The following is a 13,839-nucleotide window of genomic DNA, read 5'->3' on the forward strand; positions in this document are numbered from 1 at the left end:
GAATGCGAAGTCAGTTTCGCCGTGACAATTGCGACTCGTGCCAGCGCAGCACGCGTCGTTCGAGCAGAATCACGACCAGCAGCAGCAGCGAACCCATCGCGGCCAGGCACGCGATGGCGGCGTACACGACGGCGAGCCTCGAATTCGCCGAAGCCACACTGATTACTGTACCGAGGCCTTTGCCTGCCCCGGGCGCGATGAACTCGGCGACCACCGCGCCAACGAGCGACAGCGGAAACACCACGCGAAGCGCCGCGAAGAGGTACGGCAGGCTGCCGGGCAGCCTCAGCCGCCCCAGAACCGCGAGCCTCGATGCGTGCAAGGTGGTGAACACCTGCAGCACCGGCGGCGACACCGAATTGAGCCCGATGATGAGGTTCATCAGAATAGGAAAAAACGTGATCAGCGCCGTCACGATGAGTTTCGGGGCCGGCCCGAACCCGAACGCCACTACGAGTGCCGGCGCAAGCGCAACCACCGGAGTTACGTTCAGGATGACCGCCAGCGGCATGATCGCGCGGCGCAGTATGCCCGATTCAGTGACCAGCACGGCCACGATGAACGCCGAAATCAGCCCGATGACCAGGCCGATAAGCGCCTCACTGAGCGTCACCCAGGCGTTTTCGAGGTAGTACGACGTGTTCGTGACGAGCTGCAACCCCACCTGGCCGAGGCGCGGCAGCAGGTAGGGGTTGCCGATGGCGATCCACTCCCAGAGCAGGCCGGCGATGACCACGGCGACCACGGTCGGCAGCCAGAACAGCGGGTTCCAGCGCGAGCGAGTGGTGCCCCATTCGGCACTCACGACGGTTCGCCCTGGCCGGCTGCGGGTGCGGGCGAGACGCGCGCGCCGCCGATTGGTATCAGCGCGGCGCTCACGAGGAGCTCACCCCGGCCGACTGCAGCTTCGAGCGGATCAGGTCTTGGTAGTCGTGCAACACCTTTGCCTCGACCAGCCCGTGTCGGCGCGGGCGCGGCACGTCAATCGGCACCACCGCGGCGATGCGGCCCGGCCGCGGCGACATCACCACCACCGTGTCTGAGAGCACCACGGCCTCAGAAACCGAATGTGTCACGAACACCACCGTGGTCACGAGCTTCTGCCAGAGCTTCAGAAGCTGGTCTTGGGTGGCCTCGCGGGTGAATTCGTCGAGGGCCGAGAAGGGTTCGTCCATCAGCAGAACGTCGGCCTGGGTCGCGAAGGCGCGGGCGATCGCCACGCGCTGCTGCATTCCGCCTGAGAGTTGGTGCGGCAGGGCACGCACGGAGTCGGCGAGGCCGAGCTCGGTGAGCAGAGCGACCGGGTCTGCCGTGCCAGGGGGCCGGTGGCCGGGCAGTTCGCGCCGCCGGGCATCCGCTCGCCGGTTGACCTTCAGCGGAATTCGCACGTTCTCGAGCACGCTGAGCCACGGCAACAGGGCTGGCACCTGCGGCATGAAGCCGATCATCTTGGCGGCCGATGCCTCGGCGGGCGTGCTGCCGAAGATGCTGACCGAGCCGGTATCGGGATGCTCGAGGCCGGCCATCAGCCGCAACAACGTCGACTTGCCGCACCCACTCGGCCCGATGATGCTGACAAATTGGCCGCGATTCATGCTGAAGTCGACATCGGCGAGCGCCGGCCGCTGTGCCCCTGGGCGCCCGTACGACTTGGCTGCGCCTGACACCACCAGGCGGTCGTCTGAGCCCGGAGCGTCGATTTCGGTCACCATTCGACTATACGGCGGGCCTCGCCGGCCGAATGTTCTCGCCCGCGCTGCGGCTGAGGCGCAGAGCCTCGAGGGTCGACAGCAGTGTGAGCGCGCCGATGACCACGAAACTGAATTGGAACGCGCTGAGACCCACTGCTTCACCTGCGCCGGCCGCGCCCGTTGCTGCTTCTCCGGCGCGCAACGCGATCGCGCCGATCGCCACGCCGAACCCAGCTGCCACCTGCTGCAACGTCGAGGCGAACGTGTTCGCATCGGTCATCTTGGTCTGGGGGATGTCAGCGAATGCGATGGTGTTGTAGGCCGTGAAGCCGGTGGAGCGCATGACTCCACTGAAGATCAGCAGAATCGCCACCAGCACAACAGGGGTGTCGACGGTCAGAAACGCGCAGAGCACCATGCTGAGAGCGGCTCCCGCGGTTGCCGCGACGATGACCGTTCGAAAGCCGAACCGCCGAAGCAGCGGCGTGGTAAACGGTTTGATGCCGATATTGCCGACGAAAACGAACAACACCAACGTTCCTGCGACCACGGGCGTGTAACCGAATGAGTCTTGAAAGAGCAACGGCAGCAAGAACGGAACGGCGCTGATGGTCATCCTGAACACCGAACCGCCGACGTGCGCCAGCCGAAACGTTTCGACTCGCAAGTTGCTCAGTCTGAGCAGTGGATGCTCGGCCCGCAGAAAATGCCAGGTTGCGACCCCGAGCAGGCCGAGCCCCACCGCCGCGAGCACCAGAAGTTCGAGCAGGTTCTGGTCGTTGCCGGCCAGCAGTGAACCGAGGTAGACGAGCACGCCGAGGCCCACGCCGGTGAGCACGAGGCCCAGCCAGTCGAGCGCCGGAGGGCTCAGGTGCCCTTCGCGCGGCACGATGCGCAGAGCCACCACGAACGCGATTACGCCGAGCGGCACGTTGATCAGAAAGATCCAGTGCCACGAGGCGTAGGTCGTCAAGATTCCGCCGACCAAGGGCGCGATCACGGGGGCGGCGAGCGCCGGCCAGGTCAGCAGCGCAACGGTTCGAATCAGGTCGGCTTTGCTTGTGACGCGCAACACGGCGAGTCGGCCGACCGGAACCATCAGCGCACCGCCCACGCCCTGCAGCACCCGAAAAACGGTGAGCTCGGTGAGATTCTGGCTGAGCGCGCACAGAATCGACGCGATGGTGAAGATGGCGATGGCGGTGAGAAAGATGCGGCGTGCGCCGAACCGCTGGGTCAGCCAGCCGCTCAACGGAATGAGCACGGCGAGCGTCAGCAGATAGGCCGTGATTGCGACGCCCACGCTGAGCGACGCGACGCCAAAAGCGTTGCCGATGCTGGGTGCCGCGGTAGTCAGAATGGTGCCGTCGAGGTTCTCCATGAAGAAGGTGCCGGCCACGAGCAGGGCGATGTTGCGTTGGCGATGTGGATGCTCGTGCGCTGGCACTTCGGATTCACTCACTTAGCGCTTCGCACCCAGCTCGAGCAGCAGAACGCCCCCGATGACGAGCACGATTCCGGCGATCTGCACCCAGCTCAGAAACTCTTTGAAAACGAGCCAGCTGATGATCGAGACGAGCACGATGCCCACGCCGCCCCACACCGCGTACGCGATGCCGAGCGGAACGCCGCGCGAAAGCGTGAAGTTGAGCATCACGAAGCTCGCGACGTACCCGACAACGACGATGGCGTACGCCCACCACCGGTTGGCGAGGGTCACCCCTTCGCCCGACGTGAACTTCAAAAACGTCGTGGCGACGACTTCGGAGGCGATCGCCAGCGCCAAAAAGAGGTACCCCACCTCTCAACCCTACGGCTCGTGGGGCGGTACGGCTCGCGCGGCGCTACCCGTTGCGACGCAGGCGGGCGGTGAGGGAGTGAGTCGTGGCGGGCAGGTCATCGCGGCGCGGTGGCGCGACCCGCGACAGCAGCGCGACCCGCGAATTGTCACCCGGCGGGCTACGGCGTGATCGTAATCAGCGTTCCGAGCGGAAGCGCGTTGACGGCGGTGATGGCGTCTGCCGGCAGGCGGATGCAGCCGTGTGAGATTTGCCCCGTGTTCTCGGCTTCGAAGTGCACGCCGATTAGACCCCCGTCGGAACCTCCGCCGTAGGGCTCGTCGGCCACCGCCGAATGCAACGACGTCAGCTGGATCGGGTACACATCTTCACCCTGCGACGGATCGAGGTAGCGCGCCTGAATGTACCCCGTGACACCGGTGGGCGTTGGGGTATTGGGCGCACCGACGCCGACCTTGAACGTCGCGACGGGTTGCCCGGGCGTGGTGATCGTGAGCGTCTGCTGCCCCAACGACACGTCAATACGCGCGGGCACGTCGCCATCTTTGATGAGCAGACTCGTGCGAATCCACGCGCTCGACTGCGCTGGCGCGTTTCCATTGTTCTGCGAAGGCAGCGCCTGCCTGCTCGGCGTCAGAACGAGCGCCCACGGTCCGTCGATCTCGACGGGCACCACCACGGTGTTCTGCCCCAAGAAGTTCAGCGCGGCCAGCCGCGCGACCGGAGTGACCTTGTCTGCTCCATACAGAGGCGCATCCGCTGCCACATGGTAGGTCGCCGACCCTGTGTTCGCGGCTGACCCTGTGTTCGCTGCTGACCCTGTTTTTGTTGCTGACCCAGTGCTTGTTGCTGATCCAGTGCTTGCGGCCGGGCCGACCGTCTGCGAGTACGCGATCAGCCCGGGGATGACGGCGTCGTACTTCGCATCCGGCAACGCGGCCACTGTGTCGCCGGTCGGTGGCAGATACCCATCAGCTGCCGCTGTCGGCTCGCTCGATGCCACCACGCCCGCTCCCGGAGTCGCCGACGTGGGCGCCTCGAACATGGCGCACGATGAGAGCGTCACTGCGAGCACCACCGCGGTGAAGGCAGAACCAACGCGTTCCTTGACTTTCATGTGACTTCCGTCGATGAGGAGCGAGTGGGAAACGAGCGCTGCCCGGGGCAGGCGACGCGACTACCCATCCACTGTCGGCAAGTGCCCGCCCGGCATCGTCGGAACCGGAGTCGACGTAGGGGTCGGAGTCGGTGTGGGCGTAGGAGTTGGCGTTACGGCAGCGATGTGCAATGTGTACGACGCACTCGCATCAGGATCAACCCCGTTCGACGCGGTGAGCGTGATCGCAAAGTCGCCCGATACCGTCGGGGTTCCGGAGATCACGCCATTCGCGAACCTCAAACCGGCCGGAAGCGCACCCGCGAGGCTGTACATCATCGGCTGCCTCGAAATGCCCGTAGCCGTAAATGCAAACGAGTACGCCGTGCCGACGGTCGCCGCACCAGGATCACCCGAAGTAATGGTCGGGCTCACGCTCTGCTGGAGCACCGACACGTTTGCGGTGCCCTGATTTGCAACGAATGCCGAATGGGTGCTGGGGTCAACTGCGACCCCCGCGGGTCGCAGTTCGGTCTTGCTGAGCGGGGTTTCTGCGACAACGGTATTCGTCGCCGAATCAACTACCGAAATGCCGGCATCGAAATTAGCGACGTAAACAGACCCCGCATCAGCATCAATGCCAATGGCGTTCGGATGCGATCCGACTGTAATCGGCGAACCCGAAACCTCTGTGAGCGTTGAGGTATCGAGCACGCTCACCGTATTGTTGTCGAAATTCGCGATGTACGCGCGGCCTCTCGTCGAATCGACGGCAATGGCATTGGGGCTCGCGAACCCGTGCTGCAGCATGTCTGTGACGGTGTTCGTCGTTCCGCCAATGACGTCGACCTCGTTGTCACCCTGCAATGCTACGAATATCTTGTTCGTTCGCGAATCGACGGCGATGCCCTCGGGTTTGCTGCTGGCGCCGCCGCCGACCATGATTGGAGCGCCTACCTGGGCGCCCGTTTGCCCGTCGAGCACCGTCACCGTGCCATCGTTGTAATTCGCGACGTAGACCTCGTCGTTTGTCGAGTTCCAGGCGATCGCGTCTGGCTTGGACCCAACATTAACCGGTGAACCGATCACTGGCGTGCTTGTAGTGGTATCGATCATTGAAACCGAGTCGGAGTCGTAATCTGCGATAAAGAGCAGGTGGTCGGTTTCATCAACGGCCAGTGCGCTCGGGTTCGCCCCTGCGCCCCCGAAGAGGAGGGTGGCGGTCTTATGGGTGACCGCATCAATTGTCGTCAGAGAATTGCTGGTACCCCCTGCGACGAATATCTGCTGGTGTTGGGTGCTGGGATTCGCGTTCGAATCGAAAGCAGCAGCCACTGCGCCCTGCACCGTTATCGGAGAATCCGGATCGGGCGTGAAATGGGAGGTCGACGCAGATGCCGAAGTCACTGTGCCGACGGCGACAAGGCTAGCGAGGCCTACGACGCAAGCGGCACGAGCAAATGTGCGTGGCCCGAGGTGAGAATGTTTCAAAGACATGCGGACGAGAATAGCCGATTTATTCTCGAAATGGCAACAAGACCACTCAGAAGCGCACGTGCTGCAGAATCCAGGCGTGCATGGCGACGGCAGCCGCCGCCGAGGCGTTCATCGAGCGGGTGGAGCCGAATTGACTGATTTCGACCACGGCCGCCGCGGCCGCGACGGCGTCTGGGGTGAGTCCTGGGCCCTCTTGGCCGAAGAGCAGAACGCAACGCGACGGGAAGGCGAACGTTTCGATGAGCCCGCTGCCGGGAACGTTGTCGATCGCGATGATCGGCAGAGCATCCGCCGCCGCCCACGAAACGAAATCGGCGACCGTTTCGTGATGCTGAATGTGCTGATAGCGGTCTGTGACCATGGCGCCGCGCCGGTTCCAACGCTTGCGACCGATCACATGAACGGTGTCTGCAGCGAAAGCGTTGGCACTTCGCACGATCGAACCGATGTTCATGTCGTGCTGCCAGTTCTCGATGGCGACGTGAAACGGATGCCGGTGCTGATCGAGATCTGCGACGATGGCCGCCATGCTCCAGTACCGGTACCGGTCGATGACGTTTCGCGAGTCGCCGCGCTCGAGCAGCTCGGGGTCGTAGAACGTCTCCGTCGGAAGCTCGCCCACCCACGGCCCGACCCCGTTCGTGGTGAGTTCGAGGGAGGGGTTGTTTTGGGCGTCAGACACAGCCCCCAAGATAGCCGGTGCCGTGCCACAGCGCCGAATCGCGGCCGCACGACGACGGCACAACGACAGCAAAGTTAGATGCACCTAACATTTCGTGGCATACTCGGTGAATGGCGCTGGAACAGCGAGAGCACACGCCGGGGCAGGCCGCCTCGGCGACGCACAAGCCCGCGCGCGCCCCGCGCCTGCTATTTCTACTCGGGCCCGCCTTCGTGGCCGCGATCGCCTACGTCGACCCGGGCAACGTTGCCGCGAACCTCACAGCAGGCGCGCGCTACGGGTACCTGCTGGTGTGGGTGTTGGTGGTGGCCAATGCGATGGCCATGATCATCCAGTACCAGTCGGCGAAGCTTGGAATCGTGACTGGGCGGAGCCTGCCCGAACTACTCGGCGATCGCATGCACACCCGCAGCCGGCGCGCGTTCTGGGTGCAGGCCGAGCTGGTGGCTGCGGCGACTGACCTCGCCGAGGTCATCGGCGGCGCCATCGCCCTGCAGCTGCTGTTCGGGCTGCCGTTGCTGCTCGGCGGGGTGATTGTGGGCGTTATCTCGATGATCATTCTGGCCGTGCAGTCGCAGCGCGGGCAGCGTCCGTTCGAAACCGTCATCATGACGTTGCTCGGCGTGATTGCGGTGGGGTTTCTCGCCGGCCTGTTCGTGAGCCCCGTCAACTGGGGTGCGGCGGCCGGCGGGCTCGTGCCCCGCTTCGAGGGAACCGACACGGTGCTGCTGGCCGCCGGGATGCTCGGGGCGACGGTCATGCCGCATGCGATCTACCTGCATTCCTCCCTCGCGCGCGACCGTCACGCGCCGAGTGCCGCCGCCGGTGCCGGTGTCGGCACAGCACCCGCGCAACCACAAGCGCCAGCCCCGAGCTTCGTTTTGCACGGCGGTCGTGAGGTCTCGGGCATCCGGCGCCTGCTGCACGCAACGAAGTGGGATGTCACCGCCGCGCTCGTGCTGGCCGGCGCCGTGAACATCTCGATGCTGCTCACGGCCGCTGCGAACCTCGGCGGAGTCAGCGGAACCGACACCATCGCCGGCGCCCACGCCGCCATCACAGCCGCCCTCGGCCCGGCCATCGGCGTCATCTTCGCCGTCGGCCTGCTGGCGTCGGGCCTTGCCTCAACGTCGGTGGGTTCGTACGCCGGCGCCACCATCATGTCGGGGTTGCTGCGGGTGCGTATTCCGTTGCTTCTGCGGCGCGTGCTCACCCTGATTCCGGCGCTCATCATTCTGGGCGCAGGAGTGAACCCGACCTGGGCGCTCGTGCTCTCGCAGGTGTTTCTGAGTCTCGGCATTCCGTTCGCGTTGATTCCGCTCATCCGTCTGACGGGCGACCGGATGCTGATGGGCACCTTCGCGAACCGACTCCCCCTGCGCGTACTGTGCTGGGTCGTCGCCGTGCTCATCGTTGCCCTCAACGTGGCGCTGATCGGTCTGACCATCGCCGGCGGTCTCGGCGGCTGATCGGCGAGCGCCGACGGCGGCCGAGTCGCCGACGAGCGGAATGTCAGCCCTGACTGCACCCGCCCGCCCGCCGGTCGATCACGTTCGCGCTCAGAACCGCGGGCGAAGACCCGGAGTGACCGTGATGCTGAGAGCGGCACTCGCCGTTCCGGCCGCTGTCGTCGCTGTGACGGTGACCGCGAACGTGCCGTTCGCGCGCGGGCTGCCCGAGATGACACCGGAGCGCGCGTCGAGCGTGAGCCCGAGCGGGAGCGCGCCCGACGTGACGGTGAACGTCGGCGCAGGCGTTCCGCTCGCGGTGACCGCGAACGAGTAGGGCGTGCCCGTCGTGCCGGCCGGGGCGGCGCCAGACGTGATCGCCGGGCTAGTCGAATGCTGAACCACCGACACGGTGTCGTCGCCGAAGTTCGAGACGATGGCGGCGTCTTGGCTCTGGTCGAACGCTACGCCGTAACCCTCAGAGTCGCCCGTCGACACGGTCGCTACGACCGAGTTCGACGAATCGATGACCGAAACCGTGGCGAGCGAGCTAGCGTAGTTCAGGTTCGCGACGTAGACATCACCGTTCGACTCGTCAATCGCCAGCGCACTCGGCTCTGTGCCCACGGGTATTGTTGCGTCGGCCACGAGCGATTGCTGGCTGATCACCGATACCGTGTTGTCGTCGAAATTCGCAACATAGACGGTACCGTTCAGCTGATTGACCGCCACGTCGTCGGGTGCGCCGCCGACCGGAAACGCTGTCACCGTCAGCGCCGGGGTGATCTCGGAAATAGAGTCGTCGTTGAAATTCGTGACGAATACATCTCCCGTCGCCTGATAGACGGCCACTCCGTTAGGGTTCGCGCCGACAGGCACTGTGTCGGTGACATCGTCACTCGCGTTGAGCACGGAGACCGTGTTGTCGTCACTGTTCGTGACGTATTTCTGGTGGGTCCAACCGTTGATGGCAATGCCATGCGGCCCTCCGCCGACCGGAATCGTTTTGATGACGTCATTCGTCACGCCGTCGAGCACTGAAACCGTACTACTGCCCTCGTTCGCCACGTACACCCAGCCCGAAGAGGGATCTACTGCGATGGCGTTCGGTTGCACTCCCACGTCGACCACCTTCACAACATCGTGCGCCGCATTGAGCACGGAGACGGTGTGGCCAGTCGAACCCCAATTGGCGACATACTCCATGTGCGTCAGTGGGCTGATGGCCACTCCGGTCGGCCCCGTTCCAACGCTCGTGGTCTGTGTCAGCGTGTACGCGGTCGAGGCTAACGCTGGCGCCGCGGCCCCCACAAGTGCCAGTGGCACGGCCACAACTGCTGCGATCGCCCCAGCTTTCAGTGCGCTTTTCTTCATTCCAGTTCTCCTCACCGAGGTGAACTTTTTTCGCCTCGCCAAAGAGATCGAGAATCGGCCGATTCATTACGCCGAAAGACGAAGCAACTCACGTTTCTCGGACGATTCGTGCCGTGGATGCTCAGCGGCGGTAGATGGCAGCCAGTAGTTCGTCGGGGCGATCGGTGCGCACGGTGTAGCTCACCCCGGTGGAGGTGCGGAGCACTGCAACACCCGAGCCCGAGGTGAAGAGCAAGCCGCGCTTATTGCCGGGGAGCACGCGATAGCCCGCGCCGCCGAATTCGCGCGCCACGATGTCGACCTTCTTCGCCGATCCGATGTCAGCACGGTCGAAACGCACGCGCCAGACCGGCGAGAGTGCCAGAGTGATGGCGGCGACATCGACTAAAATCACGATTCGCACCGTCAGTGCGAGCAGACCGACGGCGATCAAAACCACCACACCGACCACCGCAGCCACTGTACTGCCGCCCTGAAACGACCCGGGGTCGAGCGCTGTCGCGTCGACCGCGAGTACCACGGCCGCGACCAGCGCAATGACGCCGACGACGCGCAGCCACACCGGCGCAGCCGTCTGCTCGCGAAACAGCTGCGTGTTCGGGCCAGCGAGACCGCCGTTGCCACCCGAACCGTTGCGGCCACTACCACCACCAGCGCCACCCGGACTCGCGCTCACGACTCGACCCGCGTCACCCAGATGGCATCGGATGCTCGCTGCCCTAGCTCCACGCGCACAGCAGCCTGTTCGTCACCCACCACCACCTGCACCTCGCCCGCCGCCGTGCGCTTCTCCAGCACCGTCAACCGCACATCGAGCAGCACCCCTCTGTCGGCCACGTACCGAAGCACGGACGGGTCGGCATCTGAGATGCGCGACACCGCGAACGGATGCCCGCTCGGCGCATCGCTCAGCCGCACCGCATCGGGGCGGTACGAGAGACCCGCGGCCGAGGGAATGGGGTCACCGTGCGGGTCGCGAGAAGGCATGCCGAGCATCCGGTCGATGCGGTCGATGAGTTTGTCGGAGACGGCGTGCTCGAGCACTTCTGCTTCGTCGTGCACCTCATCCCACGAGTAGTCGAGCACCTCGACCAGAAATGTTTCGACGAGGCGATGCCGGCGCACCATCTCTACAGCCACGAGCCGGCCCGCGTCGGTGAGTTCGATGCTGCCGTAGGGTTCATGCACAACCATTCCGAGCCCAACGAGCTTACGAATGCCATCAGAGACGGTCGCAGTGCTGACGCCCGCACGCTCGGCGAGCCGTTTTACCGTGACCGCCTCAGTCGACCATTCGTCGGCCGCCCAGATCACCTTCAGATAATCTTGGGCGGCGGTGGTGAGGCTCGAAACGGGCATGGCTCCAGTGTAGTTTTTCGCGGCGGTGAAACCCCAGGCATCGATACCGCAACGTCTGCTGAGCACAGCATGAGAGAAATCGCAATCCCTGTAAGAAGTTAGTTTGGCTAAGTAAAATTGGTTTTGTGCATCGAGTACATTTTCTGCCGAGCGCCACAAGCGCCGCCCCCCAGCCCACCTCGTCAAGCGCGAGTGCGAACCCGCCCACGTCGGCCAGTTACACTCACACGGTTCATCACGCTGGCAATCAGTACTTCGCCACAGCCGAGATGGCCGAGATCTTTCGTGCTCACGCCTACGAAATCGTAGAGCGGGGCCACACCGAGCTCGTGCCTCTGCTGCACCACTCGGGAGTCGATCTGCTGCTGATCAGCCCGCAGGCGAACTTCGCAGTGGTCGCCATCGAGATCGGTCACCTCGAAGCGAGTTGACGCCGCCGACCAGTGCCGCTCGCCCGCTGACGCTGCACGTTGGTGCATCCAGCTTGCGGCCAGGTGCCATCAAGCCGACTCGCAGTACCCTGGGTGGTGAACACCTGGAGGGTCTCCGTGAGTCGTCGTGACGAAATCGAATGCTGGCTGACCGACATGGACGGCGTGCTCGTGCACGAGAACCAGGCCCTGCCCGGGGCCGCCGAACTGCTGCAGCAGTGGCGCGACGAAGGTAAGCCCTACCTCGTGCTCACCAACAACTCGATGTTCACCCCGCGTGACTTGAGTGCACGTCTGCTCGCCTCGGGGCTCGAGGTGCCCGAAGAGAGCATCTGGACATCCGCTCTTGCCACCGCAGCCTTTCTCAAGTCGCAGCAGCCAGGCGGTTCGGCCTTCGTCATCGGCGAAGCCGGCATCACCACCGCTCTGCACGAGGCCGGCTTCATTCTCACCGACACCAACCCCGACTACGTGGTGGTGGGTGAGACGCGCAACTACTCGTTCGAGGCCATCACCCGCGCTATTCGGCTGATTGCGGGCGGAGCTCGGTTCATCGCGACGAATCCGGATGCCACGGGGCCGAGTGCCGAAGGCCCGCTGCCTGCCACGGGAGCTGTCGCCGCGCTCATCACGAAGGCCTGTGGCAAGGAGCCCTACGTCGTGGGCAAGCCGAACCCCATGATGTTCCGCTCGGCGCTCAACAAGATCGGCGCTCACTCCGAGAACACCGGCATGATCGGTGACCGCATGGATACCGACGTGGTCGCCGGCATCGAGGCGGGCCTCCACACGATTCTCGTGCTCACCGGCATCAGCGACCAGACCGAGATCGCCAAGTACCCGTTCCGCCCCGACGAGATACTCAAGGGCGTCTACGAACTGCTCTCCCCCGACCCCGTCGAGTCTGACGAGATCTGATCTGCCGCGCTCGACTCGGCACGCTCAACTCGGCGCGCGCGGCTAACTGAGCCCGTTGCGGGCAATTGAGACCGTTACACCGGGCTCAATTCGACGTAGCGGCCTCACTTCGCGGCGGCGGCGGCGGCCGCAGCGGCAGCAGCGGCGCGGGTCTCGCGCACTGCGGCGGCGATTCCGCCGCGATACGGAGTGCCGTGGCCCGGCAGCACCCAGGTCGCCGAAAACTCCTCGAGGTTGGCGAGCGAGGCCAGCGCCTCGGCTGGGTCGTCGGTGAAGGGCGCGGGCTGCATGCCCGTCTTCCCGTTGAGCACGTGCCGGGTCGTGAGGGCGTCTCCCACGAAAACCGCGTCGGCTACCGGCGAGAAGACGGCGATGCTGCCCGGTGAATGGCCGGGCATCCGGATGACCTGCGGCGCACCCGGCAGATCGAGCGCTTCATCACCCTTCAGTTCAACCACCTCGGTCAGGTACTTCGGCCGGATCATGCCCTTGCGCGCGCCGTAAGCCACAAAGCCGAGCGTCGGGCCGATCTTCATGCGCCCGCCCGATGCCTTGGATTTCTCGAGGCCCTTCGACCTGGCGGCGTCAGCCTCGTGAATGTAAATCGGAACGCCGGTCTCGCGGTGCAGTTGTTCGGCGAAGCCGATGTGATCGCCGTCGCCATGAGTGATGATCGCCCCACGAATGTCGCCGAGCGACCGCCCCAGAGCCGAGAGTTCGGCTTTCAGGTCGGCGTACATGCCGGGCAACCCGGCGTCGATCACAGTGATGCCTTCGTCGGTGGCGATGAGGTAGGCGGCAACGATGTCGTTGCCGAGGCGGTAGAGCGAAGGGCCGAGTTTCATCAGATTCTCCGTGAGGTTCAGGTGCGGTATGGGAACCGCATTGCTATGCTTGCGTGATAGCTATTCTACGTAGCCATGATAGCTATGGTCAATAGCTATACGAAAGGTTTGCCGATGCCCACCCCCGATCGAACATCGCTCGACGACATCGTGCGCGCCGGCCGCGCCATTCTCGAAGCTGACGGCTTGCCGAAGCTGACGATGCAGGCGGTGGCCGAGCGCGTGGGGGTGCGCGCGCCCTCGCTGTACAAACGCGTGAAGAACCGCGACGACCTCATTCGTTTGATCGTCGCATCCACGGCCGACGAGCTCTCAGACCGCCTCAATGCGGTCGAAACCGCCGCTCACCACACAATCGAAGTCCAACCGGATGCCCGAGCCACCCTCATCGCCCTGGCCCATGCCCTGCGTGGTTTCGCCCACCAGTACCCCGCCGCCTTCGCCCTCATCTTCGCGGCCGTACCGGCATCCACACCCCTCAACCGGCAGTCGCTCGAACGTTCGATCGACCCCGTCATGCGGGTGACCGCTGAACTCGCAGGCCCGGAGAACGCGCTCGAGGCGGCCCGAACCGTCACCGCTTGGGCGAACGGTTTCATCAGCATGGAGCTCGCGGGCGCCTTTCAACTCGGCGGCGACGTCGACAGTGCGTTCGACTTCGGCATCACGCATCTGGCCGACGCCCTTACGCGCTAGACG

General features: G+C 64.6%; 15 protein-coding genes. 4 read left to right on the plus strand and 11 right to left on the minus strand.

Annotation, left to right across the window (positions count from 1 at the left end; genetic code table 11):
- Positions 1-10 precede the first annotated feature (10 nt).
- The 7 genes from IEX24_RS12065 to IEX24_RS12095 form a co-directional block, all read right to left on the minus strand.
- Entirely contained in the window at positions 11-805 is a 795-nt protein-coding gene (locus tag IEX24_RS12065; RefSeq protein ID WP_188678603.1) for an ABC transporter permease, read from the minus strand.
- Between the two features lie 70 nt (positions 806-875).
- A complete protein-coding gene (locus IEX24_RS12070; protein ID WP_229715277.1) occupies positions 876-1,709 on the minus strand; it encodes an ABC transporter ATP-binding protein in 834 nt (277 codons plus the stop codon).
- Positions 1,710-1,716: 7 nt separating this feature from the next.
- A complete protein-coding gene (locus IEX24_RS12075; protein WP_229715278.1) occupies positions 1,717-3,153 on the minus strand; it encodes an MFS transporter in 1,437 nt (478 codons plus the stop codon).
- Positions 3,154-3,492 (minus strand): DMT family transporter, encoded by a 339-nt coding sequence (locus tag IEX24_RS12080; protein ID WP_188678605.1) that lies wholly within the window; start codon positions 3,490-3,492, stop codon positions 3,154-3,156.
- Positions 3,493-3,650: 158 nt separating this feature from the next.
- Positions 3,651-4,607 carry a L,D-transpeptidase gene (locus IEX24_RS12085; protein ID WP_188678606.1) on the minus strand — a complete coding sequence of 319 codons (957 nt, stop codon included), beginning with the start codon at positions 4,605-4,607 and terminating at the stop codon, positions 3,651-3,653.
- Between the two features lie 60 nt (positions 4,608-4,667).
- Positions 4,668-6,083 carry a YncE family protein gene (locus IEX24_RS12090; protein WP_229715279.1) on the minus strand — a complete coding sequence of 472 codons (1,416 nt, stop codon included), beginning with the start codon at positions 6,081-6,083 and terminating at the stop codon, positions 4,668-4,670.
- Between the two features lie 46 nt (positions 6,084-6,129).
- Positions 6,130-6,765: a TrmH family RNA methyltransferase gene (locus tag IEX24_RS12095; RefSeq protein ID WP_203585993.1), complete on the minus strand. Its 636-nt coding sequence runs from the start codon at positions 6,763-6,765 to the stop codon at positions 6,130-6,132.
- 110 nt (positions 6,766-6,875) lie between these two features.
- Between IEX24_RS12095 and IEX24_RS12100 the strand changes: the two genes are divergently transcribed.
- Positions 6,876-8,234: an Nramp family divalent metal transporter gene (locus tag IEX24_RS12100; RefSeq protein WP_188678609.1), complete on the plus strand. Its 1,359-nt coding sequence runs from the start codon at positions 6,876-6,878 to the stop codon at positions 8,232-8,234.
- 90 nt (positions 8,235-8,324) lie between these two features.
- Here the strand turns inward: IEX24_RS12100 and IEX24_RS12105 are convergent, their stop codons facing one another.
- The 3 genes from IEX24_RS12105 to IEX24_RS12115 all read right to left on the minus strand — a co-directional run bounded on the left by IEX24_RS12105 (position 8,325) and on the right by IEX24_RS12115 (position 10,946).
- Positions 8,325-9,587 carry a YncE family protein gene (locus tag IEX24_RS12105; RefSeq protein WP_188678611.1) on the minus strand — a complete coding sequence of 421 codons (1,263 nt, stop codon included), beginning with the start codon at positions 9,585-9,587 and terminating at the stop codon, positions 8,325-8,327.
- A gap of 121 nt (positions 9,588-9,708) precedes the next feature.
- Complete coding sequence (locus tag IEX24_RS12110) at positions 9,709-10,263, minus strand: hypothetical protein (protein ID WP_188678613.1); 555 nt, start codon at positions 10,261-10,263, stop codon at positions 9,709-9,711.
- Positions 10,260-10,946, minus strand: a complete 687-nt coding sequence (locus IEX24_RS12115) for a metal-dependent transcriptional regulator (RefSeq protein ID WP_188678615.1) — start codon at positions 10,944-10,946, stop codon at positions 10,260-10,262. The genes IEX24_RS12110 and IEX24_RS12115 overlap by 4 nt, the downstream gene beginning before the upstream one ends.
- Positions 10,947-11,071: 125 nt before the next feature.
- Here IEX24_RS12115 and IEX24_RS12120 point away from each other — a divergent pair, with 125 nt between their 5' ends.
- Together IEX24_RS12120 and IEX24_RS12125 are read left to right on the plus strand one after the other, a co-directional pair.
- Positions 11,072-11,377 (plus strand): hypothetical protein, encoded by a 306-nt coding sequence (locus tag IEX24_RS12120; RefSeq protein ID WP_188678617.1) that lies wholly within the window; start codon positions 11,072-11,074, stop codon positions 11,375-11,377.
- Between the two features lie 117 nt (positions 11,378-11,494).
- Positions 11,495-12,295: an HAD-IIA family hydrolase gene (locus tag IEX24_RS12125; RefSeq protein ID WP_188678619.1), complete on the plus strand. Its 801-nt coding sequence runs from the start codon at positions 11,495-11,497 to the stop codon at positions 12,293-12,295.
- Positions 12,296-12,399: 104 nt separating this feature from the next.
- On the opposite strand, the gene IEX24_RS12130 is transcribed toward IEX24_RS12125, so the two are convergent.
- Entirely contained in the window at positions 12,400-13,140 is a 741-nt protein-coding gene (locus tag IEX24_RS12130; RefSeq protein WP_188678621.1) for an MBL fold metallo-hydrolase, read from the minus strand.
- Positions 13,141-13,254: 114 nt separating this feature from the next.
- On the opposite strand from IEX24_RS12130, the gene IEX24_RS12135 reads away from it, so the two are divergent.
- Positions 13,255-13,836, plus strand: a complete 582-nt coding sequence (locus IEX24_RS12135; RefSeq protein WP_188678622.1) for a TetR/AcrR family transcriptional regulator — start codon at positions 13,255-13,257, stop codon at positions 13,834-13,836.
- The last annotated feature ends 3 nt before the right edge of the window (positions 13,837-13,839 follow it).

Origin of the sequence: Subtercola lobariae (assembly GCF_014640255.1) — a bacterium.
GTDB classification, from domain to species: Bacteria; Actinomycetota; Actinomycetes; order Actinomycetales; family Microbacteriaceae; genus Subtercola; species Subtercola lobariae.